This is a genomic window from Solidesulfovibrio sp. (genome assembly GCF_029978005.1).
Taxonomy (GTDB): Bacteria; Desulfobacterota; Desulfovibrionia; order Desulfovibrionales; family Desulfovibrionaceae; genus Solidesulfovibrio.
The window spans coordinates 1-23,806 of the sequence record NZ_JARKOZ010000185.1; the positions used below are offsets into that span (position 1 = coordinate 1).

The following is a 23,806-nucleotide window of genomic DNA, read 5'->3' on the forward strand; positions in this document are numbered from 1 at the left end:
GGTCCAGAAATAGAGCATGCACTTGATGCCCACGCGCCCCACCTTGCCCATGTCGCCCATCTTGGCGATGCCCGTGACCACGGTGCAGAAGATGATGGGCGCGATGATCATCTTCACCATGCGGATGAACGCCACGCCGAAGGGCTGCATGCTTTCGGCGAAGCCCTTGGTGGCCGGAACGAGCCCCAGGACGATGCCGGCGACGATGCCGAAGATGACCCAGAAGTACAAGGAATGATGCAGTTTTTTGACGTGCACGACAAACTCCTTTTCGAAAAGCTCCAGGAGCGGGCCTTGGGCGGGGTTTTCCCAGTCGGGTTCGTTGGCAGTGAACGGACCGAGGCCGGAAACGGCGCGGAAGGACCGGAGGGTTGGTTCTTGGAAAGAGGCCGGGGCTCGGGAGGGGGATCGCGCCCCGGCCCTTTCCGCAGGCGGGCTTTCGCCGCGCCTAGGACACCAGTTTGAAGCGGACGCTGCCGTCTTTGAGGATACGCTCGACCAGACCGAATTCCCAGTCGAAATATCCCTTCATGGCCTCGGGGCGGGCGTTGACGTCGGTGTAGGGCTTGTACCAGACGTCGTCCTCGGCGCACAGCGGCGCGGGCATGTCCGTCTCCACGGGCAGCTCGGCCGCGATCCAGGCCGGCGTGCCGCCGGCCAGGCAGCGCACCCGGGCTCCGGGCCACAGCACGGCGGCCTCGGCCGCGGCGCAACGGGCCTGCGCCTCGCTGCCCGAGGCCACGACGATGTCCGTGGCTGCGGGATGGGCCTCGCGGGCGCGCTCCAGATAGCCGCGCGTCACCCAGACCGCGCCGGGCACATGGCCCTTGCGGTGGTCGCGGCTGACGCCGATGTCCAGGACCAGGGGCGGCGTGGGCGAATCGAGGGGCTTTTTCAATTCCAGGGGGGCGATCATGGGCACAAGGGGCGGCTCGAAGGCCGGCGGCGGCGTGGGGCCGTATTCGAGCCCGGCCGCGCCGAAACCCGAGCCACCGAGCCCGCCGCGCAGCACGTGGACCTCGGGCAGGCCCATCTGAACGAGCCAGTGGGCGGTCATGACGGCGCGCACCTCGGTGTCGTCGATGAGCACGAACCGGGCGTTGCGCACGGCGGCGTACTCGTCCGTGGCCTGCACGAGCTGCCCGCCCGGAGTGTTGCGCGAACCGGGCAGGTGGCCGGCCAGGTATTCCTCGGGCTGGCGCACGTCGCACAGGTACAGGCTGCGCCGGCCGGCCTCGGCCCGCCAGGCCCTGACCGTTGCGGCGTCGACCCGGGAGACGCCGTACTTGGCGGCCACGGCCGCGGCGCGCCGGCGGGCGGCGTCCAGGGCCTCGGCCGAGGGCGGGGCGGTGCGCCGCTTGGAGCCGTATTCCAGGTCGAGCCCGGCCAGCCGCCAGTTCATGGTGCCGCCCTTGAGGGCCGCCACCGGGTTGGGGATGCCGGCGTTGAGCAGGGTCTGGGTGCCGATGATGCTGCGGGTGCGGCCGGCGCAGTTGACGATGATCTGGGTCTCGGGGTCGGGGACCAGGTCGGCCAGGCGGTAGGTCACCTCGCATCCCGGGGCGTTGAGCCCGGTCGGGATATTCATGGCGTTGTATTCCTCCCGGGGGCGCACGTCGATGACCGCGACCTCCCGGCCGGAGTCCATGAGGGCCTTGATCTCCCGGGGCTCGAGGCGGGGAGTGTGGAGCTTCTCCTCCACATATTCGCCGAAGCCCTTGCTGAGGGCTCCGACGCCGGTGAAATCGACGTAGCCGGCCTTTTTCCAGGCCTCCATGCCGCCCTCCAGGACGGCCGCGCCGGCGTAGCCCATGGCGGAAAGGACGTCGCGGGCGCGCGCCGCCCGGGAGGGGCCCGTCTCGGCCCCGCTGTCCACCAGGACCACGGGCACGGTCCTGCAGGGGACCAGGGTCTCGACCATGAATTCGAGCCGGCTGAGGGGGGCGCAGCTGGCCAGCAGGATATGGGACCGGGAGAACTCCTCCTGTTCGCGGACGTCCAGAACGGCGAATTCCTTTTCCGAGGCGAAAAGCGTCTTGGCTTCCAAAGGCGTATATGTGGCTTGCATGGGATTTCCTTTTCGAAGGCGAAGTGGATGCGAACGGCTACCAGAGGCCGAGGAACTTCCACCAGAAGGGTCCGGTTCCGGCCCAGGTCACGATGTGCAGGATCGAGGTGAGAAAGCCGATGCGCCACCAGGTGGGCAGATCGACGAAGCCCGCCCCGTAGAGGATGGGGCCGGGGCCGGCGCTGTAGTGGGTGAGCGAGTAGCACAGGCAGCCGCCGTAGGCCAAAAGCAGGGCCGACAGGTAGCCCGGCGCGCCGAGGCTCACGGCCACGGCCAGGAAGGCCGCGTACATGGCGGCCACGTGGGCGGTCATGCTGGCGAAGCCGTACTGGGAATAGATGTAGAGCACGAGCAAAAGGCCCAAGGCCACGGGCCAGCCCAGGCCGGCCATGGAGGCGGCCACGGTCTTGGCGAACCAGGGGATGAAGCCCTTGGAGGAGAGCTGGCCGGCCAGGCCGACGAGCACGCCCATCCAGACCACGGTGTCCCAGGCGCCGTTTTCATTGAGCACGTCCTTCCAGTCCAGGACCTTGCCGATGAGCATGATGGACACGGCGATGCAGCCGACGACCGTGGGGTCCATCTTGGTCACCGGGCCGGAGCACCACAGGAGCAGGGCCAGGATGAAGACCCCGAGCAGGATGAGTTCGGGCCGGGAGATGGGGCCCATCTTGATCAGCTCGTCCCGGGCCAGGGCCTTGACCTCCGGGGAATGCTTCATTTCCGGCGGATAGATCTTGTAGACGAAGTACGGCACGGTGATCATGCCGATGATGCCCGGGACCAGGGCGGCAAGGGTCCACATGCCCCAGGAGATGTTGATGCCGGCGGTCTTCATGGCCAGCTCGGTGGCCAGGGGGTTGCCGGTCATGGCGGTCATGAACAGGGCCGAAAGCACGCCGTCGACCTGGTAGTAGCTCATGATGAGGAAGGCCCCGCACCGGCGCGCCGTGGGCCCGGGCTCGGACCCGAGGACCGAGATGACGCTGCGCAGGATCGGGTAGATGACGCCGCCGGCCCGGGCGGTGGAGGACGGCGTGGCCGGGGCCACCACCAGGCCGCTCAGGGTGAAGGCGTAGGCGACCTTGAGGGGGCTGTCGCCGATGGCCCGCAGGATGAGGTAGGCGATGCGCCGGCCAAGCCCGGTCTTGATGAAGCCGCGCGAGAAGAAGAAGGCCGCGGCGATGAGCCAGATGGACCCCGAGGCGAAGCCGCCCAGGGCCTCGCCCACCTTGAGGGTACCGGTGAGCATGGTGACGGTCAGGCCGAGGAAGGCCACGGCGCCGATGGGCAGCGGGGCCACGATGAAGCCGACGATGATGGCCACCATGAGCGCGAAGATGTGCCAGGCCTGCTGGGTGAGGCCCTGGGGCACGGGCAGGAACCATAGGACGAGCCCGATGGCGATGGGAATCGCCGCACGTCTGAGCGATTGCATGAGACTTCCTCCACGTGTTTGTCGCCGGCCGCTCCCTGGGGAGCGTGGCCGCGCCGGGGGCGCCTTCCCGGGGCGGCGTGACGCCGGCCGTTGGCCGGGGCGGCCTGGCGCGACAGCTGGCGTCGCGGCGGCCGTCCTCGGCTCCGACAGGCAGACATTAGCACGACTTGTGCCAAAAAGCGCTTTTGAAAACTTTTTTTATTATGCTATGTTATGATAATTGACAGCCCTGAACCCGGCCTGATATTTCAATTTTGAATTTTTATTTTGCACAAACGAAAAGAGCCTCCATGCTGCAAGACCGCCGTTTCGCCTTCGCCCTCGTCGCCCACTCCCAGGAAGTCGCCGACTGCGTCCGCCGCGTGGCCGATTCCCTGGACTACGAGATCCACTACCACGTCGCCACCTCCGAATCCGCCATCCCCCTGGCCCAGGAATGCCTGGCCAAGGGCTACGAGGTCGTGCTGTGCCACGGCGGCACCGGCCGCAGCATCGTGCGGGCCCTCGGGCACAACGCCGTGCCCATCGACCGCACGGACATGGACGTCATCAAGACCCTGCGCGAGGCGGCCCGGGTCTCCCGCACCATCGCCCTGGCCGCCTACCTCGGCGAAAGCCACGACATCGCCGTCATCGAGGAGCTGCTCGGCATCTCCATCCACCACATCGTCTACGCCAACTGGGCCGAGCTCTTCCACAAGGTGCGCGCCGCCTACGACCAGGGCGTGCGGGTGCTGGTCGGCGGCGGCGTCAGCAAGAAGTGCATGGAAAACTGCGGCGGCACGGGATTCGTCATCCACCCCAACCCCCACAGCATCCGCCTGGCCCTGGAGCAGGCCCAGGCCACGGCCCGGCAAAAGCGCATCGAGGCCGCCCGCCACGGCGACCTGCTCGGCATCCTCCGGCATCTGCAGGAAGGCGTGGTCTGCATCGACGACAAGGAAAACCTCATCTACTCCAACAAGCGCGCCGCCCGGCTGCTGCGACTCGGCCCCGGAGCCGGCGCGCCGCAGCTGCGCTCCTTCTACGACGCCCTCCAACTGCGCCGGGCCCTGTCGGAAAAGACCGCCAGCCACGACAAGATCGTGGAGCTGGCCGACCAGCACCTGGTGGTCACGGCCATCCCCCTGATCGTCCATTCCGGGGTGCCCGGGGCCCTGGCCCTTTTCCGGGACGTCCCTTCCCTGCAGAGCATCAACCGCAAGATCAGCGAGGAACTGGCGGCCAAGGGCCTGACGACCCGCACCGGCCTGGACGACATCCGGGGCCGCGGCCCGGCCATACGCGACCTCAAGCGCAAGATACGCCGCTTCGCCCCCACCGGGGCCACGGTGCGCATCTGCGGCGAGACCGGCTCGGGCAAGGAACTGGTGGCCCACGCCCTGCACGCCGAAAGCGACCGCCGCAACAAGGCCTTCGTGGCCGTCAACTGCGCCGCCCTGCCGGAAAACCTCATCGAGAGCGAGCTGTTCGGCTACGAGGACGGGGCCTTCACCGGGGCCAAACGGGGCGGCAAGGCCGGCCTTTTCGAGATGAGCGACGGCGGCACCATCTTTCTCGACGAGGTGGGCGAGATCCGCCACGAGGTGCAGCTGCGGCTTTTGCGCGTGCTGGAGACGCGCGAGGTCATGCGCGTGGGCGCGAGCCGCATCCGCACCGTGGACGTACGCGTGGTCTGCGCCTCCCACCGCTCCCTCATCGAGCTGGTGGAGGCCGGCCGCTTCCGGCTGGACCTCTACTATAGGCTCTCCACCCTGAAGATCGCCGTGCCTCCCCTGCGCGATCGCCTGGAGGACATCCCGGACCTGCTGGACATGCTGCTGCGCCGCCACGGCAAACCCTCCACGGTGATCACCCCGGCCATGACCGCCGCCCTGCGCGGCCACACCTGGCCCGGCAACGTCCGGGAACTGGCGGCCATGATGGAGAGCTACCTGATCCAGCTGGAAGGCCTCGCCCCGGACGAGGCGCTGTTCGAGGAGGTGTTCCGGGAGGGGGTCAGCGAAATGCCCTGGGACCGGACCGGCGACACCGGGGGGCGACCGGGCAAGAGCCTCAAGGACAACCTGCGCCAGGCCAGGGTCGCGCTCATCCGCCAGGCCGTGGCCCAACACGGCGGCGACAAGGAGGCGGCGGCCCGGGAGCTCGACATCAGCCCCACCACCCTCTGGCGCGCCCTGAGCGAAGCCGGCGGCAGCTGAAGCGTCGCGTGGCAGGACGATCGCCCTGCCCCCAGGCCCGCCGCCGGCGCGCACCCCACGAAAAAGGGCCGGGATACATGCTCCCGGCCCCTCGAAGTCTCGAAACGGTCCGCGACGACGGCGCACCCATGGTCAGGGGGTGTGCCCAATGCGCCGCCGGCCCTGGAACAGGTTGGAGACGACGACGAAGAACAGCGGGATGAAGATCAGGTCGATGAAGGTGGCGGAGATCATGCCGCCGCACACGGCCGTGCCGATGGCGTTCATGGCCCCGGCCCCGGCCCCGGTGGCGATGGCCAGAGGCAGCACGCCGAAGAAAAAGGCCAGCGAGGTCATCAGCACCGGCCGAAACCGCGTCTTGACCGCCCCGAGCGTCGCCTCGACGAGCCCTTCGCCGTGCCCCATGCGCTCCTGGATGAACTGGATGATGAGGATGGCGTTTTTCGTGGACAGGCCCAGGGTGGTGAGAAAGCCGATCTGGAAATAGACGTCGTTGGGAAACCCCCGCATGGACGTGGCCACGATGGCCCCGAGCACGCCGAGCGGCAACATGAGCATGTTGACGATGGGGATGGTCCAGCTCTCGTAGAGCGCCGCCACGCACAAAAAGATCACGAAGATCGAGAAGGCGTAGAGGATGGGGCCCTGGGCCGTGGCCATGCGTTCCTGGTAGGACAGCCCGGTCCAGTCGAAGCCGACGCCCTGGGGCAGCTTGGCGGCGAATTCCTCCATGAGGGCCATGGCCTCGCCGGTGCTGTGCCCGGGGGCGGGCTCGCCCCAGATGTCGATGGACGGGAAGCCGTTGTAGCGCTCGAGCTTGGGCGAGCCTACGGACCAGCGCCCGGTGGCGAAGGCGGAAACCGGCACCATCTTGCCGGCGGTGTTGCGCACGTAGAGCCGGATGAGGTCCTTGGGCAGCATGCGGAAGGGCGCGTCGGCCTGCACGTAGACCTGCTTGACCCGGCCGCCCTGGATGAAGTTGTTGACGTAGCTGCTGCCGAAGGCGGCGGCGATGGTCGAGTGGATGGAGGCGATGGGCACGCCGAGCGCCCCGGCCTTGTCCCAATCCACGTCCACGTAGTATTCCGGCACGTCCTCCATGCCGTTTGGCCGCACCCGGACCAGGCGCGGGTCCTGGCGGGCCATGCCGAGGAGCTGGTTGCGGGCGGCCATGAGCTTGTCGTGCCCGAGCCCGCCGCGATCCTGTAGCTCGAAGTCGAAGCCCGTGGCCATGCCGAGCTCCACCACCGGCGGCGGCGGGAAGGCGAAGACCTGCGCCTCCTTGATCTTGGAGAACTCCGCCATGGCCCGGGCGGCGATGGCCTTGACCTTGAGGTTTTCCCCCGGCCGCAGGTCCCAGTCCTTGAGCTTGACGAAGCTCAGGGCCATGTTCTGGCCCTGGCCGCCGAAGCTGACGCCGGAGATGTCCATGACGGATTCCACGGCGTCCTTTTCCCGCTCCAGAAAATAGTCCCGGACCTTGATCATCACGGCCCGGGTCTGCTCCAGGGTGCTGGAGCCCGGGGGCAGCGTGGCCTGGACCATGAGGATGCCCTGGTCCTCGTCCGGGATGTAGGAGGTGGCCATGCCGTGGAACAGGTAGGCGACCACGGCCACGATGGCGCAGTACAAAAGGATGTAGCGCGTGGATTTGGCGAAGGAGTGGCCCACCAGGCGCACGTAGGCGGCGCGCACCCCGAAGAAGACCCGGTCGAAGCCGCGGAAGAAGGGGCGCAGGAAGAAGACCACGTTTTCCGAGGGCTCGTGCCCCTTGGGCACGGGCTTCAAAAACGTGGCGCAAAGGACCGGGGTCAGGATGAGGGCGACCAGCACGGACAGCAGCATGGCCGCGATAAGGGTGATGGAGAACTGGCGGTAGAGCACGCCCGTCGAGCCCTGGAAGAAGGCCATGGGCCCGAACACGGCCGAGAGCACGAGGCCGATGCCGATCAGCGCGCTCGTGATCTCGTCCATGGACTTGGCCGTGGCCTCCCGGGGCGAAAGCCCCTCCTCGGACATGATGCGCTCGACGTTTTCCACCACCACGATGGCGTCGTCCACCAGCAGGCCGATGGCCAGCACCATGGCGAACATGGTCAGCATGTTGATGGAGTAGCCGCAGAAGAAAAGGACCGCGAACGTGCCCATGAGCACCACGGGCACAGCGATGGTCGGGATGAGCGTGGCCCGGATGTTGCCCATGAACAGGAACATGATGAGGAAGACGAGCGCCACCGCCTCGAACAGCGTCTTGACCACCTCGTGGATGGCCACCTTGGTGAAGGGCGTGGTGTCGTACGGATAGACCACCTTCATGCCGTGGGGGAAATAGCGGCTCATTTCCTCCATCTTGTCCTTGATGGCCGCGGCCGTGGCCAGGGCGTTGGCCCCGGAGGCCTGGCGGATGGCCATGGCCGCCGAGGGCCGGCCGTTGTGGAAGCCCACGATGTCGGAACGCTCGGAGCCGAGCTCGGTGCGCCCCACGTCCTTGATGCGGACCACGGAGCCGTCCTGGTTGATGCGAAGGGGGATGGCGGCGAACTGCTCCGGGGTCTGCAGGAGGTGCTGCACCACGATGGGGGAATTGAGCCGCTGGCCGGGCTCGGCCGGCGCGCCGCCGAACTGTCCGGCCGAGACCTCGACGTTGTAGGACCCAAGGGCCGAGACCACGTCGTCCATGGTCAGGTTGAAGCTGTTGAGCTTGTCCGGGTCGAGCCAGACGCGCAGGGCGTACTGGGTGCCGAAGTTCTCCACCTCGCCCACGCCCGGCACCCGGGACAGAACCTTCTCCAGGGTGGACTGGGCGTAGTCGCGCAGGTCCTCGCCGCGCATGCTGCCGTCTTCGGAGATCAGGCCCACGACGATCAAGTAGTTGCGGGTGGACTTGCTGACCTTGACGCCCGAGCGCTGCACCTCGTCGGGCAGGCTGGCCATGGCCAGCTGGAGCTTGTTTTGCACCTTGGACCAGGCGATGTCCGGATCGGTGCCGGGCGTGAAGGTCATCTCCAGCCGGGCCTCGCCCGAGGAGGAGCTGGAGCCGCTCAAGTACAGCATGCCGTCGAGCCCGGTCATCTTCTGCTCGATGATCTGGGTCACGGTGTTCTCCACCGTCTCGGCCGACGCGCCCGGGTAGTAGGCGGTGATGGCGATGGAGGGCGGCGCGATGGGCGGATACTGGGCGATGGGCATGCCGTAGATGGCAAGCCCCCCCAGGGACAGCAGGATGATGGCGATGACCCAGGCGAAGACGGGCCGGTCCAGAAAGAATTTCGAGAGCATTACTTGCCCTCCGCGCCCTGTTTGGGCGACCCGGCTGCGGCGCTGCCCTGCGGGGCGGACTCCTGCCCGGCCTGGTCAAGGGACGTGGCCTTGACCACGGTCCCGGGCCGCAGCATCTGCTGGCCCTCGACGATGACCCGGTCGCCCGGGGCCAGGCCGGAGGCGACCAGCCAGTCGCCGCCGATGGCCCGGTCCAGGTTCAGGGGCCGCAGGACGACCTTGTTTTCGGCGTCCACGATGAGCGCGAAGGGGTTGCCCTTGGTGTCCCGGGACACCCCCTGCTGGGGGACGAGGAGGGCCTTGGGGTTGACGCCCTCCCGCAGCACGGCCTTGACGAACATGCCCGGCAGGATCTCGCCTTCCGGGTTGGGAAAGATCAGGCGCAGGATGACCGAACCGGTGGTGGGGTCCACGGTGACGTCGCTGAACTGAAACGTGCCTTCCAGGGGGTAGGGATTGCCGTCCTCCAGGATGAGCCGGACCTTGTCCTGCCCCTTTTCCTGGGGGTTGAGCAGGCCTTCCTTGAAGCGGGCCTTCATGCGCAGCATGTCCGCGGTGGATTGGGGCACGTCCACGTAGATGGGGTCGAGCTGCTGGATGGTGGCCAGGGCGGTGGACTGGTAGGCCGTGACGATGGCCCCGTCGGTCACGCTGGACTTGCCGATGCGGCCCGGAATGGGCGCGACGACCTTGGTGTAGCCCAGGTTGATGCGGGCCGTCTCCACCCGGGCCTCCAGGGAGACGATGTTGGCCTTGACCTGGTCGAGGTTGGAGGCGGCGTCGTCGTAGTCCTGTTGGCTGAGCGCGCTGCGCGAGACGAGCCACTGGTAGCGCTCGGCCCGCAGCCGGGTCGTCGGAAGCTTGGCCTTGGCCTCGGTGAGGGCGGCCTGGGCGTTGTCCAGCTCCGCCTGGAAGGGGGCGGGGTCGATCTGATAGAGTACCTGGCCTTCGGCCACGTTGGAGCCCTCGGTAAACAGGCGCTTTTCGATGAGGCCGTTGACGCGCGGGCGTATCTCGGCCACCCGGAAGGCCGAGGTGCGGCCGGACAACTCCGTGGAAAGCGCCACTTCGCGGGGCCGCATCGTCACGAAGGACACTTCCGGCGTGCCCCTCTGCGGCCCGGCGGTCTGGTTGTCGCGGCCGCAGCCGGCGAGGAGCGAAAGCAGAAGAAAAACCCCCAACAACGATCCGCGTGAAGCGATGCGACCCTGGCGCGGCATAGAAGACCTCCGGCGGCGATGCGTGTGAAACGGTATCCGCGGCATGCCTTCCCTCTCGCCCGATGCCCGACGCCCCGGCTGCTGCCGGCGACCGTCCTTTCGAGGAACGCATGCCGTATTTGATTGCTATATTAACAAAACTTCCAAAATAACAGTCCATGCGGCGGACCCGCCGCCCTAGCCTGAAACGGCGTTTTCCTTGGAGAGCTTGCGGATCTCGTCCATGAAATGCCGGGCGATGGCCGCGGGTTCGACGTATTCCGGCTTCGCCCCGTGCAGGTGGGGGATGATCCTGGCGAACTGCCGGTAGCCGATGAGCGTGCTCGTGAGGAAGATGGCCGCCTGCAGTGGATCCGCCGTGTCCAGGTACTCGCCGAGGATCTTGACCAGGGTGTCGAAGGAGTCCTGGAAAATGTTCTCCGTCAGGAACTTCAGGCGGTCCCCGTCGTCCGTCATGAGCTCCCGGAAGAAGAGCTTCGCCAGCACGGCGTCCTCGAACAGCAGGGTCAGGAAGCAGGCGATGGCCTGCTCCAGGCGCTCCTCCAGAGCGGCGTCGCCGGCCTCGGCGACGAAGGTCTGATTCTTGCCGGTGAAGGCGTACTCCAGCACGGACCGGATGAGCTCCTCTTTATCCCTGAAATAATAATATAAATTTGCCTGCGTCACCCCGACTGCCGTGGCGATGCGGCGCATGGAAACGGCGCTGTAGCCGTTGTCGGCGAAAAGCCGCGCGGCGGCGGTCAGGATTTTCTCTCGCATATTCGGGGCAGCCATGGCGCCTCACGGGAATTACTGAACGTTCGTTTAAGTCCCCTTTCCCGTGGCTTGTCAAGGGAATCCTGGCGCTGCGTCCCGCCGGCGGCGAACGCCGCCGAGGCATTAACGAAATTCTTATGCCTCTGCGACGCATTTTAACGCCTTTTTTACGCCGGTCGCGGTAGGGTCGGGCCAAACAAACGGAGGCTTCCTCATGTTCGACGACATCGTCTTTCTGGGTTCGATCCTGGCCGCCGTGGCGGTCACCATCGCCCTGGCCGGGTATTTCGACCGGCTGCGGAGGGTCTAGCCATGGGCATCGTCAGCGCCGTCCTGGCCGCGGTCCTTTTCGTCTACCTCATCCTGGCCCTGCTCAAACCGGAGATGTTCGAATGACCGGAAACGCGCTTTTGCAGATCGCCCTTTACCTGGCCGTCCTTCTGGGCCTGGCCTGGCCCCTGGGGGCCTACATGGCCAGGGTCTACGCCGGCCGCCCCTGCGGCCTGGACCGCCTGCTCGGCCCGGTGGAGCGTTGCCTCTACCGCCTTTGCGGCCTCGACGCGGACCGGGAGATGGACTGGAAGGCCTACGTGGCCTCCCTGATGGCCTTCACGGGCTTTTCCATTCTCCTGCTCTATCTCCAGCAGCGCCTCCAGGCGGTCCTGCCCCTCAACCCCGACGGCTTGGCCGCCGTCGCGCCGGACCTTGCCCTCAACACCGCCGTGAGCTTTTCCACCAACACCAACTGGCAGGCCTACGGCGGCGAAACCACCATGAGCTACCTGACCCAGATGCTGGGGCTCACCTCCCACAACTTCCTGTCGGCGGCCGCCGGCATGGCGGTGCTGGCCGCCCTCATCCGGGGGCTCAGCCGGCGCGAGACCCAAAACCTCGGCAATTTCTGGAAAGACCTGACCCGCTCCACCCTCTACGTCCTCCTGCCGTTGTCCGTGGTCCTGGCCCTGCTCCTGGTCTGGCAGGGAGTGCCCCAGACCTTCCAGGGCGCGGCCACGGCCACGCTCCTCGAGCCCACGGACTACGACAGCCCGGTCAAGGACGCTTCGGGCGCGCCGGTCCTTGACGCCGCCGGCAAGGCCCAAACCGAGCCGGCGACGATGACCGAGCAGACCATCGCCCGGGGGCCGGTGGCCTCCCAGGTGGCCATCAAGCAGCTCGGCACCAACGGCGGCGGCTTTTTCAACGTCAACTCGGCCCATCCCTTCGAAAACCCGACCCCGCTGTCCAACTTCCTGGAACTGCTGTCCATCCTGCTTCTCCCGGCGGCCCTTTGCATCACCTTCGGGATCATGGTCGCGGACAGACGCCAGGGCGCGGCCGTGCTGGCGGCCATGGCGGTCATCTTCGTCGTGCTGCTGGGGGCCTGCGTCGTGGCCGAGCAGGCCGGCAACCCGGCCCTGACGCGCCTGGGCGCGGACCAGGCCGCCGCCGAGGGCGCACGCGCCCAGGCCGGCGGCAACATGGAGGGCAAGGAGGTCCGGTTCGGCATCGCCGGCTCGACCCTGTGGGCCACGGCCACCACGGCCGCCTCCAACGGCTCGGTCAACGCCATGCACGACTCCTTCACGCCGCTTGGCGGCCTGGTTCCCATGCTCCTCATGCAGCTCGGCGAGGTGGTCTTCGGGGGCGTCGGGTCGGGGCTTTACGGCATGCTGGTCTTCGCCGTGGTGGCCGTGTTCGTGGCCGGGCTCATGGTGGGGCGCACGCCGGAATACCTCGGCAAGAAGATCGAGCCCTTCGAGATGAAGATGGCCTCGCTCGTGATCCTCATTCCGCCCTTCCTGGTCCTCATGGCCACGGCCTGGGCCGTCCTCGTGCCGAGCGCCAAGGCGGCCGTGGCCAATCCGGGCATCCACGGCTTCAGCGAGATCCTCTACGCCTTCTCCTCCATGGCCAACAACAACGGCAGCGCCTTTGCCGGGCTTTCGGCCAACGCGCCGTTCTACGACCTGGTGGGCGCGGCCTGCATGTTCCTGGGCCGCTTCTGGCTGGCCGTGCCGGTCCTGGCTATCGCCGGGTCGCTTGGCGCCAAGCGGATCGTGCCCCAGGGGCCCGGCACCCTGCCCACCCACACGCCCCTTTTCGTGGGTCTCCTCGTGGCCGTGGTCCTGGTGGTCGGGGCGCTGACCTTCATCCCGGCCCTGGCCCTGGGCCCCGTCGCCGAACACCTGGCCATGATCGGCCGCTGATCCGACTTTCAAGAGAGCATCGCCATGAGCAAAAGCAAGAACGAAAAACGCCCGCTCTTCGACCCGCCGTTGGTGCGGCGGGCCATCGCCGATTCCTTCCGCAAGCTCGCGCCCCAAAACCAGTTGCGAAACCCGGTCATGTTCACGGTCTACGCCGGGTCGCTGCTGACCACGGCGCTGTTCGTCCAGGCCCTGGCCGGCCGCGGCGAGGCCCCGGCCCCCTTCATTCTGGCCATCGCCGTCTGGCTGTGGTTCACGGTGCTCTTCGCCAACTTCGCCGAGGCCATGGCCGAGGGGCGCGGCAAGGCGCAAGCCGATGCGTTGCGCCAGGCCCGGCGCGACATCCAGGCGAAAAAGCTCGCTTCGCCCAGCCGCCAGGCCGCCATCCAGATCGTGCCCTCCACGAGCCTCAAAAAAGGCGAGACCGTGCTGGTGGAAGCCGGCGACTTCGTCCCGTGCGACGGGGAGATCCTCGAGGGAGTGGCTTCGGTGGACGAAAGCGCCATCACCGGCGAATCGGCTCCGGTCATCCGCGAGGCCGGCGGCGACCGCAGCGCCGTCACCGGCGGCACGCGCCTGCTTTCCGACTGGGTGGTGGTGCGCGTGGCGGCCGAGGCGGGAGAGACCTTCCTCGACCGCATGATCGCCCTGGTCGAAGGGGCCAAGCGGCGCAAGACGCCAAACGAAATCGCGCTCGGCATCCTGCTGGCCGCCCTGACCCTGGTCTTCCTGGTCGTGTGCGCCACGCTGCTCCCCTACTCCGTCTTCGCCGTGGAGCAGGCCGGCCAGGGCGCGGCCGTGACCATCACCGTGCTGGCGGCGCTGTTCGTGTGCCTGGCCCCGACCACCATCGGCGGCCTGCTCTCGGCCATCGGCATCGCCGGCATGGACCGGCTCATCCAGGCCGGGGTCATCGCCACCTCGGGCCGGGCCGTGGAAGCGGCCGGCGACGTGGACGTGCTGCTCCTGGACAAGACCGGCACCATCACCCTGGGCAACCGCCAGGCCGACGACTTCCTCCCCTTGCCGGGCGTGGCCGAGAAGGACCTGGCCGACGTGGCCCAGCTGGCCTCCCTGGCCGACGAAACCCCGGAAGGCCGCTCCATCGTGGTGCTGGCCAAAGAACGCTTCGGCATCCGGGGCCGGGACATGCACGCCCTGGGCGCGGCCTTCGTCCCCTTCACCGCCCAGACCCGGCTTTCCGGCGTCGACCTCCCGGGCCGGACCATCCGCAAGGGCGCGCCCGACGCGGTCAGGCGCTTCGCCACGGACCGGGGCGGCGCGGTCCCGCCCGAGGTGGACGAGCAGGTGCGCGCCATCGCCGAATCCGGGGGCACGCCTCTGCTCGTGGCCGAAAACGACCGCATCCTGGGCGCGATCTGGCTCAAGGACATCGTCAAGGGCGGCATCCGCGAGCGCTTCGCCAAGCTTCGCGGCATGGGCATCAAGACCGTCATGGTCACCGGCGACAATCCGCTGACCGCGGCGGCCATCGCGGCCGAGGCCGGGGTGGACGACTTCCTGGCCGAGGCCACGCCCGAGAACAAGCTGGCGCTGATCCGCAAGACCCAGGCCGAGGGGCGGCTCGTGGCCATGACCGGCGACGGCACCAACGACGCCCCGGCCCTGGCCCAGGCGGACGTGGGCGTGGCCATGAACTCCGGCACCCAGGCCGCCAAGGAGGCCGGGAACATGGTGGACCTGGACTCCAATCCCACCAAGCTCCTGGAGGTGGTGGCCATCGGCAAGCAGCTGCTCATGACGCGCGGCTCGCTGACCACCTTCTCCATCGCCAACGACATCGCCAAGTACTTCGCCATCATCCCGGCGGCCTTCGTCGGCATCTACCCCCAGCTCGGGGCGCTCAACGTCATGGGCCTGGCCACGCCGCGCTCGGCCATCCTGTCGGCGGTCATCTTCAACGCCCTGATCATCGTGGCGCTCATTCCGCTGGCCCTTCGCGGCGTGCGCTACCGGGCCGTGGGCGCGGCCAGGGCGCTGCGCGACAACCTGCTCGTCTACGGCGTCGGCGGCCTCGTCGTGCCGTTTGTCGGCATAAAAGCCATCGACCTCTTCCTGGTCGCCCTGGGCCTGGCCTCGTAAGGAGAAAGCCATGTTTTCCGAAGCACTGAGACAATGCCGGCCGGCGTTTTTGATGCTCGTCGTCCTGACCCTGCTCACCGGCGGCGCGTACCCCGTGGTCATGACCGGCCTGGCCGGGCTCCTCTTCCCGGACCAGGCCGGCGGCAGCCTCGTCGAAAAAAACGGCCAGGTCGTCGGCTCGGCGCTCATCGGCCAGCCCTTCGCCGAGGCGGCCCATTTCCAGGGCCGGCCCTCGGCCACCGCCCCCAAGCCCTACGACGCTTCGGCCTCGTCGGGCTCCAACCTCGGGCCGACCAACCCCGACTTCCTCGACGCCGCGGCCGGACGCGCCGCCGCCCTGCGGCGGGACAACGGCGACGGCCCCGTGCCCGTGGAGCTGGTCACGGCTTCGGGCAGCGGGCTCGACCCGCACATCTCCCCGGCCGCCGCCTATTACCAGGTTCCCCGGGTGGCCCGGGCCACGGGCCTGGACCCGGCCGTGGTGCGCGACCTGGTGGCGCGCCACGTCGCGGGGCGGCAACTGGGCGTCCTCGGCGAGTCGCGCGTCAACGTCCTTGCCCTGAACCTGGCCCTCGACGCCCTGGCCGGACAGGAAAGGAAGTAGGACCGCAGACGGGGGCGCGCCGGGGCGTCGGGCGCGGGCCCTACGCCCCGCGCGCCCTCTTGCCATCTTCCGGGGCCTGCCCCATGAAAGAACGCGACGGCTTCCCGCGAGCCGCAACCTTGCCCGTGCATCCGGAGGCTCAGCCCCATGGCCGCTGATCCCGAACGCCGCCCCGACCCGGACCGGCTCCTGGAATACGTCCAGCGCGAGGAGGACAAAAAGCGCGGCGGCCGGCTGCGCATCTTCCTCGGCATGGCCCCGGGCGTCGGCAAGACCTATTCCATGCTCGAGGCGGCCCGCCTCAAGCAGGCCGAGGGCCTGGACGTGCTCGTGGGCGTGGTCGAGACCCACGGCCGGGCCGAGACCGAGGCCCTGCTCGAAGGCCTCGCCATCCTGCCGCGCCGCGCCATCGCCTACCACGGCCACGACCTGGCCGAGTTCGACCTGGACGCGGCCCTGGCCCGCCGGCCACAGCTGCTCCTGGTGGACGAGCTGGCCCACACCAACGCCCCGGGCTCGCGCCATGGCAAGCGCTGGAAGGACGTGGCGGAACTGCTGGACAACGGCATCGACGTCTGGAGCACGCTCAACGTGCAGCACCTGGAGAGCCTGCGCGACGTGGTGGCGCAGATCACCGGCGTCAAGGTGCGCGAGGCCGTGCCGGACACCCTGCTCGAACAGGCCGAATCGGTGGTGCTGGTCGATCTGCCCCCCGACGACCTGCGCCAGCGCCTCAAGGAGGGCAAGGTCTACCTGCCCCGGCAGGCCGACTGGGCCTCAACCAACTTCTTCCGCCAGGGCAACCTCATGGCCCTGCGGGAGCTGGCCCTGCGGGCCACGGCCCAGCGCGCCAACACCGAAGTCCTGGTCTACCGCCACGGCCGGTCCATCCGGACCACCTGGCCCACTTCGGAGCGCATCCTGGTCTGCGTGGGCCCGTCGCCGAGTTCGGCCAGGCTGGTGCGGGCGGCCAAGCGCCTGGCCTCGGAACTGCACGCCCCCTGGCTGGCCCTGTCCATCCAGGCCGACCTGCCGCCCCAGGCCCGGGACAGCGCCCTGGGGCATCTGCGCCTGGCCGAGGAGCTCGGCGCGGAAACCTTCGTCATCTCCGGCCAGAACGTGGCCGGGGAGATCGTGGCCTTCGCCCGGCAGCAAAACGTCACCCGGATCGTGGTGGGCAAGCCCGTGCGCCGACGGCTGCGGGACTACGTTCTCGGCAGCCCCGTGGACCGGCTGATCCGGGAGTCCGAGGAGATCGACGTCCACGTCATCCGGGGCGACGCCGGCGAGGCCGTGCCCGCGCCCGCCGCCAAAAGGCCCCTGCCCGCGCCGCGCTGGCGGGGCTACCTGGCGGCCACGGGCGTCCTGGCCCTAAGCACCGGGCTTTGCGTCTCCATCTTCCCGGTCCTCGACCTGGCCAACCTCATCATGGTCTACATGCTCGGCGTCATGGCCACAGCCATCTGGCTGAGTCGCGGCGCGGCCGTCTTCGCCTCGGTCATGAGCGTGGTGGCCTTCGACTTCTTTTTCGTGCCGCCGCGCTTCAGCTTCGCCGTGTCCGACGTGCGCCACCTCATCACCTTCCTGGTCATGTTCCTGGTGGCCATGGTCATGAGCTCCATGGCCGCCAAGCTCAAGCGCCAGGCCGATGCCGCCGTCAGCGCCGGCCGGCAGAGCGCGGCCCTGGCGGCGCTGGCCCGGGAGCTCGTGGCCACGCGCGGCACGGACAACCTCCTGGCCGTGGCCAAGCGCCACCTGGAGGACGTCTTCAAGGTCGGCGTCGTCTTCCTCCTGCCGGACGCATCGTCCGCGCTCCTGGTCAAGGCCAAGACCCCGGGAACGCCGGCCCTGCACGGCAAGGAGCTCGGCATGGCCCAGTGGGTGCTGACCAACGGCAAGCCGGCCGGCTGCGGCACGCAGACCCTGCCCGACTCGGAGACGCTTTTCCAGCCGCTCAAAGGCGCCGGCGGCGTGGTCGGGGTGGTGGCCCTGGAGGCCGGCCGGCCCGAGTCCGGCGCGCAACTGGCCTTTCCCGACCGGCAGCGGCTCCTGGAGGCCTTCCTGGCCCAGATCGCCCAGGCCCTGGAAGTGGACCGCCTGGAGGAGGCGACCCAGTCCACGCTGGTGGCCATGGAATCGGAAAAGCTCAAGTCCGGCCTGCTCTCCTCGGTGACCCACGACTTCCAGACGCCGCTGGCGGCCATTTCCGGTTCGGCGGAAGCCATCATGGTGCTGGGCGACGACGCCGCGCCCGGGGCGGTGCGCGGCCTGGCCGAGAACATCCGGGGCGAGGCCGAACGCCTCAGCCGCCTGGTGGACAACCTCCTGCGCATGGCCAGGCTCGAGTCCGGCAAGTTCAAGCCCAACTTCCAGCCCGTGCCCCTGGAGGAGATCGTGGGCGCGGCCCTGTCCAGGCTCGGGCCCAGGCTGGAAGGCCGCTCCGTCCGGGTCGACCTGCCGGCCGACCTGCCGCTTTTGCGCGTGGACGAGGTGCTCATGGAGCAGCTGTGCGTCAACCTGCTGGAAAACGCGGCCAAGCACACCCCGGCCGGCACGGCGGTGACCATTTCCGCCAGGCGCGACAAGGACCGTGTGCTCCTTCGCGTGGAGGATCAAGGGGAGGGCCTGCCGCCCGAGGAACTGGAACGCATTTTCGAGCGCTTCTACCGGGTGCGCCGGGGGACCGGAGCCGACGGCTACGGCCTTGGGCTGGCCCTGTGCCGCCTCATCGCCAAGGTGCACGGCGGCGCGATCACGGCGACCAACGCCCCGGGCGGCGGGTTGCGGCTGGACTTGACAATTCCGGTCCGTTGAAGGTCAGAAAAAGCATGGCCGCCAACGCCCCGGAAATCCTCGTCGTGGACGACGAACAGCCCATCCGCCGCTTCCTGCGCACGGTGCTGGCCGAACAGGGCTACAAGGTCCTGGAGGCGGCCACGGGAAAGCAGGGGCTGGCCATGGCCGCCAGTCCCGGCCTGGCCCTGGTCCTGCTCGATCTGGGCCTGCCCGACCTGGACGGGCTGGAGGTCCTTTCCAGGCTGCGCGGCCTGACCGAGGCCCCGGTCATCGTGCTGTCGGCCCGGGAGACCCAGGAAGACAAGATCGCCGCCCTGGACGGCGGCGCGGTGGACTACCTGACCAAGCCCTTCGGCGTCGGCGAACTGGCCGCACGCATGCGGGTGGCCCTGCGCCTGGCGGCGATGCAAGGCGGCCCCACGGCCCGGGAGGTCGTGTCCGGGGAGTTGCGGGTGGACCTGGCCAACCGGCAAGTGGTTCTCAATGGCGAGGAGATCCACCTGACGCCCATCGAGTTCAACCTGCTGGCCTATCTGGCAAAAAACGCCGGCAAGGTGGTCACCCACCGGCAACTGCTGCAAGCGGTCTGGGGCCTCAACGCCACGGACAAGGAACACTACCTGCGCATCTACGTCCATCAGCTGCGCCACAAGATCGAGCCCGAGCCCTCGCGCCCCCGCTACATCCGCACCGAGCCCGGAGTGGGCTACCGGTTCCTCCAGCACGAATAGGCGGGCTGCGCCGGAAGGCGGCTGCCCGGAAGCGTGGCCGGCCTCTGGGCCGCTGCCGCCGCCGGGTCAGCCGATGGGAAAATCCCTGGAGCCGCCCGGGCCGATGGGCGCGTTCTCCACCAGACGCAAGGTGCGGCCATTGGGCGGAATGTACCACTCCTGAAAGTACAGGGGCACGCCGCGCCCGGCGCTGACCATGGCCCGCAGGTACAGGCCCATGGTCTCCCGCTTGACCTCGACGGCCTTGCAGACGTTGTCCGGGAATTCCAGAAACCGCATGTCCTGGGACAGGATCGTGATCGGAAGGCTGCAGTCCTGGACGAGCAGCATCTTGAAGTTGGCGGATTCGAGTTCCGGCACCGGGCGGTGCAGCATCGAGCCGAACCTGTCGGCGTTGGCGTAAAACACGCTGTAGACGAAAAACTCGTGGTTGATGCTGATCCTGCGGTCGATGCGCAGGACATTGTCCCCGGCCTGCTCCAGAAAGCCCGACCACGGCCCCCGCTCGGCGATGCGCCCGAGCCACAGCACCTGGGGGAAGATCGGCAGAAATCCCGTGCCCGCGTCGTCGAGGAAACGGCAATGCCACGGCCCCTGCATGGGCTTTCGCGGTTCGGCCACGAACGAGCCGTGCCCCTGGACGCGGCGGATGACCCCTTCCGCGGCCAGCTCGCGCAGGGCCCGCTGCACCGTGCCCAGGGCCAGCCGCGTGGCCTGGGCGATCTGGTTCTCCGCCGGCAGCTTCTCGCCGGGAGCCCAATAGCCGTTTTCGATAGCCGTCAGCACGGCCTTGCGCAACAGGGCGTACTTGGTCGTGCCGCCGGTCCCGGAGGCGGTGAATGTTGAAAAGAACTCGAGTTTGCGTTCCATCGCTCGCCTGCTTCGCCATCCTTTCGTGAAAATCGCCGCGCCCTTGCGTGCGCCGGCTCTTCGTCGTCCCCGGGCGGCCCAGCGTCGCCCGGTCATATCCCGCGCCCCATCCCCTGGCAACAATTCCCTGCCCGCCGCCCCGGGCCTTGACAGCCTGGCCCGGACCTCGTAGACCGTCAATTACTATATAGCTATATAGCTTTGAAGCATTGGTGCGGACACATTCCTCGAACCTCGGCCGCAACCGACCCCAAACACGGCGCTTTCCGCGCCCGAAGGGAGGAAATCATGGCGAAGGCATTCGGCAATCCCATCCTGGATCCGAGAGGCAGGCAGGAACGGACGCTGCTCAAGCTGGCCCCCCGCGTGAGCATGGAAGCCCTGCGCAACGGCCCGGTCGTCTTCTACGACAACACCAAGCTCGGCTTTTGCAACTACATGGAGGTGTTCCGGCGCATCAAAAGCAATTTCGCCGCCGCCGGCATCACCAACATCATCGACTTCCGGGAGACCGTGCGCGGGAAATCCACCCAGGACCTGAAGGACTACGCCGCCGGCAAGCTGGCCGCGGTCAAGCCCGTGGCCGCGGTCCTGGCCCTGGGCGACGTGGGCACGAGCCCGGCCACGACCATCATGACCATCGCCATGGAGGAGCTCGGCATCCCGAGCGTGTACGTCACCTCGCCTCCCGGCTCGGACCTGGTGCGGGGCGTGGCCTTCTACCGGGCCGGCCAGCTGTGCCTGTGCCCCATCGACATCTACCAGGGCAGCAGCGTCGAGGAGATCGCCCAGAAGGTCGACGCGGTCATGCCCGTGATCTTCGAATCCCTCACCCTGCCCCCGGAAAAGCTGGCGGCGCGCGCCGCCCTGGACTTCGCCCTGGACAAGCAGGCCCCGGCCGAGGACGGCACGCTCCACCAGGCAAAGGCCCTGGAGCTCAGCGAGGCGGAGGCCGCCGAACCGGCCGCCGGCATCGAGGCCGTCACCGACCTCTTCAACGACCTGCACCTGGGCGACGGCCTGCCCATCGTCCCGCCGACCACCGCCCGCCTGGAGCGCATGTTCTCCTACTGCCCCTTTGCGCCGGACACGATCCTGGCCCGGGAGATCGGCCCCAGCGGCAAGGACGTCACCGTGCGCGACGTGGCCATGGCCGCGGTGATGGCCGGCTGCAAGCCGCCCCACATGCCCATCCTGGTCACGGCGTTTAAGGCCATGGCCGACAAGCGCTACAACTTCCTCCAGTCCGTGACCACGTCCCACCCGGGCGGCAACATGATCCTGGTCAGCGGCCCCCTGGCCAAGGAACTCGGCATCCACGGCCAGGCCGGCTGCCTGGGGCCGGGATTTCCCGCCAACATGACCATCGGCCGGGCCGTCAACCTCGTGCTGGTCAACACCTGCCGGGCCGTGCCGGCCTATTCCGACCTGGCCTGCATCTCCTCCCAGGCGGAGATCTCCTTCTGCTTCGCCGAGGACCCGGCCCTGACCCCGTGGAAGACCATCAACGCCGAGCGCTTCGACGACAAGACCACCACCGTCTACGTGCTCAAGGCCGAGCCGCCCCACGACATCATCGACTTCCTGAGCATGTCGGCCGGGGACCTCATCGACGGCATCACCGACAGCTGCACCACGCTCGGGTCCAACAACTCCTACATGCCCGGCCCCCTGGTGGTGGTGGTCACGCGCGACCACGCCTGGCTGTTTTCCCGCGAAGGCTGGACCAAGGACGCCATCCGCCGGCACATCCACGCCTACGCCTTCCACCCCGTGCCCATGGTGCGCGGCCGGGGGCTCGTGCCGGTGCGGCCGGCCGACTTCGCCAACCGCCATCCCATGCCCGTGACCCGCTCGCCGCAGGACATCGAGATCGTGGTGGCCGGCGGCCGCGGCGGCCATTCCGCCGTCATCCTGCCCTGGGCCCTGCACAGCGAGGCCATCGTGGAGCCGGTGCTGCTGCCAAGCGGCCAGGTTCCGTCCTCGATAGAGGATTTCAAGGTGTAACGCGCCGGGCGCGCCGGTCCCCGCGCCCCCGCCGGGGCGTCCGGGACCGGCGCTTGCCCAAGGCCGGCGCGAAGAGGCAAGACGGCATCTCGTCCCCGTCCCAGGCAATGCAGGGATGCATCACCCACGCCTGTCCCGTCCGCACGGACCGGGCGGCAAGGCGCAAAGGAGGGTTGAGCATATGCGTTTCAAGCCGGATCGACGACTGTTCATCTTGAGTGTGATCTTCATCGGCTATCTTTTCTGCTATATCGACCGCATGGTCATGTCCACGTGCATCCCCTACATCGGCAAGGAGTTCGACCTTTCCAAGACCGCCATGGGCCTCATCATGAGCGCCTTCTTCGTCGGCTACACCATCTGCCAGATTCCCGGCGGCATGTTCGTGGACCGCTTCGGCCCGCGCAAGACCATGTCCTTCGCCATCGCCATCTGGAGCATCTGCACGGGGTTGACCGGCGCGGCCACGAACATGACCCTCATGCTGCTCTCCCGGGTCTTTTTCGGCGTGGGCGAAGCGCCCTTCCCGGCCGCCTCCATGAAGAGCATCGCCCTGTGGTACGAACCGGCCAAGCGCGCCACGGCCACGGCGGTCATCCTGTCGTCCAACGCCCTGGGGCCGGCCCTGGCCCCGCTTCTGGCCGTGGCCATCATGGCCCACTGGGGCTGGCGCGGCACGTTCTACGCCCTGGTGCCGCCGGGGATCATCCTGACCTACCTCATCGCTCGCTACGTGACCGACGCCCCGCCCCGCTCCGAGACGGCGGCCGTGGACGCGGCGGAATCCGCCGCCCAAGCGCCCAAGCCGGCCAACGGCAAGGACTACACCATCTGGGAGGTCATGCGGGAACCGGCGGTGTGGAAGTCCACCGTGGTGTTCTTCTTCTACAACATCGCGGGCTGGGGATTTAAGACCTGGCTGCCGGCCTATCTGGTCAACGACAGGCACATGGACATGAAGACCATGGGGGTGACGGCCTCGCTGCCCTTTTTCGCCGGCATCGTGGGCTATCTCTTCGGCGGCTGGCTCACGGACGGCCCCTTCAAGAACAACCGGAAGATGCCGGTCTTCCTGTTCCAGGTCGCGACCGCCATTTTCCTGTACCTGACCTGTTCCGTGGAATCCATGACCCTGCTCGTCATCTGCCAGACCCTGACCGGTTTCTTCCTGACCGCCGCCCTGGCCACGGTCTGGGCCCTGCCCGTCAGCGCCGTCTCGAAGAAGATCACCGGCCGGGCCATCGGCATCTTCAACACCGGCGGCCAGTTGGCCGGCCTGGTCGCGCCAACCGTCATCGGCTACCTGGTGGACATCTCCAACGGCAGCTTCACCACGTCGTTCACCTTCATGATCGCCTGCATCGCGGTTTCCGCGAGCATCACCCTGACCCTCAAGACCCGGGCCGGCCAGGACTGACCGCCCCCAGCCCCCAACGCGGCCGGCCGGCGCGCCCCTCTCCGGGGAGCGCCGGCCGGCGTGGTGGCGATGCCGTGTCCGGGCCGGCCCGGGCGCGAACGGCGCCGCG

16 protein-coding genes are annotated in these 23,806 nt (G+C 68.2%); 9 read left to right on the top strand and 7 right to left on the bottom strand.

Translation table 11 applies throughout. The annotated features are described in order from the left end of the window. From Q1K70_RS19865 to Q1K70_RS19875, 3 genes are all read right to left on the bottom strand, one after another. Window positions 1-258 (bottom strand): cation:dicarboxylase symporter family transporter (locus Q1K70_RS19865; protein WP_300163662.1); only part of this gene is annotated, 258 nt, incomplete at its 3' end. A gap of 190 nt (window positions 259-448) precedes the next feature. Further along, complete coding sequence (locus Q1K70_RS19870) at window positions 449-2,068, bottom strand: rhodanese-like domain-containing protein (protein ID WP_300163665.1); 1,620 nt, start codon at window positions 2,066-2,068, stop codon at window positions 449-451. Window positions 2,069-2,105: 37 nt separating this feature from the next. Further along, entirely contained in the window at window positions 2,106-3,506 is a 1,401-nt protein-coding gene (locus tag Q1K70_RS19875) for an anion permease (protein WP_300163668.1), read from the bottom strand. Between the two features lie 290 nt (window positions 3,507-3,796). On the opposite strand from Q1K70_RS19875, the gene Q1K70_RS19880 reads away from it, so the two are divergent. After that, window positions 3,797-5,707, top strand: coding sequence for a sigma 54-interacting transcriptional regulator (locus Q1K70_RS19880; protein ID WP_300163671.1), 1,911 nt, complete (start codon window positions 3,797-3,799; stop codon window positions 5,705-5,707). 132 nt (window positions 5,708-5,839) lie between these two features. Here the strand turns inward: Q1K70_RS19880 and Q1K70_RS19885 are convergent, their stop codons facing one another. The 3 genes from Q1K70_RS19885 to Q1K70_RS19895 all read right to left on the bottom strand — a co-directional run bounded on the left by Q1K70_RS19885 (window position 5,840) and on the right by Q1K70_RS19895 (window position 10,965). Continuing rightward, window positions 5,840-8,986 carry an efflux RND transporter permease subunit gene (locus Q1K70_RS19885; RefSeq protein WP_300163673.1) on the bottom strand — a complete coding sequence of 1,049 codons (3,147 nt, stop codon included), beginning with the start codon at window positions 8,984-8,986 and terminating at the stop codon, window positions 5,840-5,842. Next, complete coding sequence (locus tag Q1K70_RS19890; protein WP_300163676.1) at window positions 8,986-10,206, bottom strand: efflux RND transporter periplasmic adaptor subunit; 1,221 nt, start codon at window positions 10,204-10,206, stop codon at window positions 8,986-8,988. The genes Q1K70_RS19885 and Q1K70_RS19890 overlap by 1 nt, the downstream gene beginning before the upstream one ends. Before the next feature lie 177 nt (window positions 10,207-10,383). Then, window positions 10,384-10,965 carry a TetR/AcrR family transcriptional regulator gene (locus tag Q1K70_RS19895; protein WP_300163679.1) on the bottom strand — a complete coding sequence of 194 codons (582 nt, stop codon included), beginning with the start codon at window positions 10,963-10,965 and terminating at the stop codon, window positions 10,384-10,386. A gap of 309 nt (window positions 10,966-11,274) precedes the next feature. Here Q1K70_RS19895 and kdpF point away from each other — a divergent pair, with 309 nt between their 5' ends. The 6 genes from kdpF to Q1K70_RS19920 all read left to right on the top strand — a co-directional run bounded on the left by kdpF (window position 11,275) and on the right by Q1K70_RS19920 (window position 19,403). Further along, window positions 11,275-11,358 carry a K(+)-transporting ATPase subunit F gene (kdpF, locus tag Q1K70_RS22185; RefSeq protein WP_366521748.1) on the top strand — a complete coding sequence of 28 codons (84 nt, stop codon included), beginning with the start codon at window positions 11,275-11,277 and terminating at the stop codon, window positions 11,356-11,358. Further along, on the top strand, window positions 11,355-13,169 hold the full coding sequence (kdpA, locus tag Q1K70_RS19900; RefSeq protein ID WP_300163682.1) for a potassium-transporting ATPase subunit KdpA: 1,815 nt from the start codon (window positions 11,355-11,357) through the stop codon (window positions 13,167-13,169). The genes kdpF and kdpA overlap by 4 nt, the downstream gene beginning before the upstream one ends. Before the next feature lie 24 nt (window positions 13,170-13,193). Next, window positions 13,194-15,272: a potassium-transporting ATPase subunit KdpB gene (gene kdpB, locus Q1K70_RS19905; RefSeq protein WP_300163684.1), complete on the top strand. Its 2,079-nt coding sequence runs from the start codon at window positions 13,194-13,196 to the stop codon at window positions 15,270-15,272. 10 nt (window positions 15,273-15,282) lie between these two features. Then, window positions 15,283-15,876, top strand: a complete 594-nt coding sequence (kdpC, locus tag Q1K70_RS19910) for a potassium-transporting ATPase subunit KdpC (protein WP_300163687.1) — start codon at window positions 15,283-15,285, stop codon at window positions 15,874-15,876. A 147-nt stretch (window positions 15,877-16,023) separates the two neighbouring features. After that, window positions 16,024-18,690, top strand: a complete 2,667-nt coding sequence (locus Q1K70_RS19915) for a sensor histidine kinase KdpD (protein ID WP_300163690.1) — start codon at window positions 16,024-16,026, stop codon at window positions 18,688-18,690. A gap of 14 nt (window positions 18,691-18,704) precedes the next feature. Beyond that, a complete protein-coding gene (locus Q1K70_RS19920; protein WP_300163693.1) occupies window positions 18,705-19,403 on the top strand; it encodes a response regulator in 699 nt (232 codons plus the stop codon). 66 nt (window positions 19,404-19,469) lie between these two features. On the opposite strand, the gene Q1K70_RS19925 is transcribed toward Q1K70_RS19920, so the two are convergent. Then, window positions 19,470-20,273, bottom strand: coding sequence for a GntR family transcriptional regulator (locus Q1K70_RS19925; RefSeq protein WP_300163696.1), 804 nt, complete (start codon window positions 20,271-20,273; stop codon window positions 19,470-19,472). Window positions 20,274-20,561: 288 nt separating this feature from the next. Between Q1K70_RS19925 and Q1K70_RS19930 the strand changes: the two genes are divergently transcribed. Continuing rightward, window positions 20,562-22,280: a hypothetical protein gene (locus tag Q1K70_RS19930; RefSeq protein WP_300163699.1), complete on the top strand. Its 1,719-nt coding sequence runs from the start codon at window positions 20,562-20,564 to the stop codon at window positions 22,278-22,280. 181 nt (window positions 22,281-22,461) lie between these two features. Further along, window positions 22,462-23,697 (top strand): MFS transporter, encoded by a 1,236-nt coding sequence (locus Q1K70_RS19935; RefSeq protein ID WP_300163702.1) that lies wholly within the window; start codon window positions 22,462-22,464, stop codon window positions 23,695-23,697. Window positions 23,698-23,806: the final 109 nt, after the last annotated feature.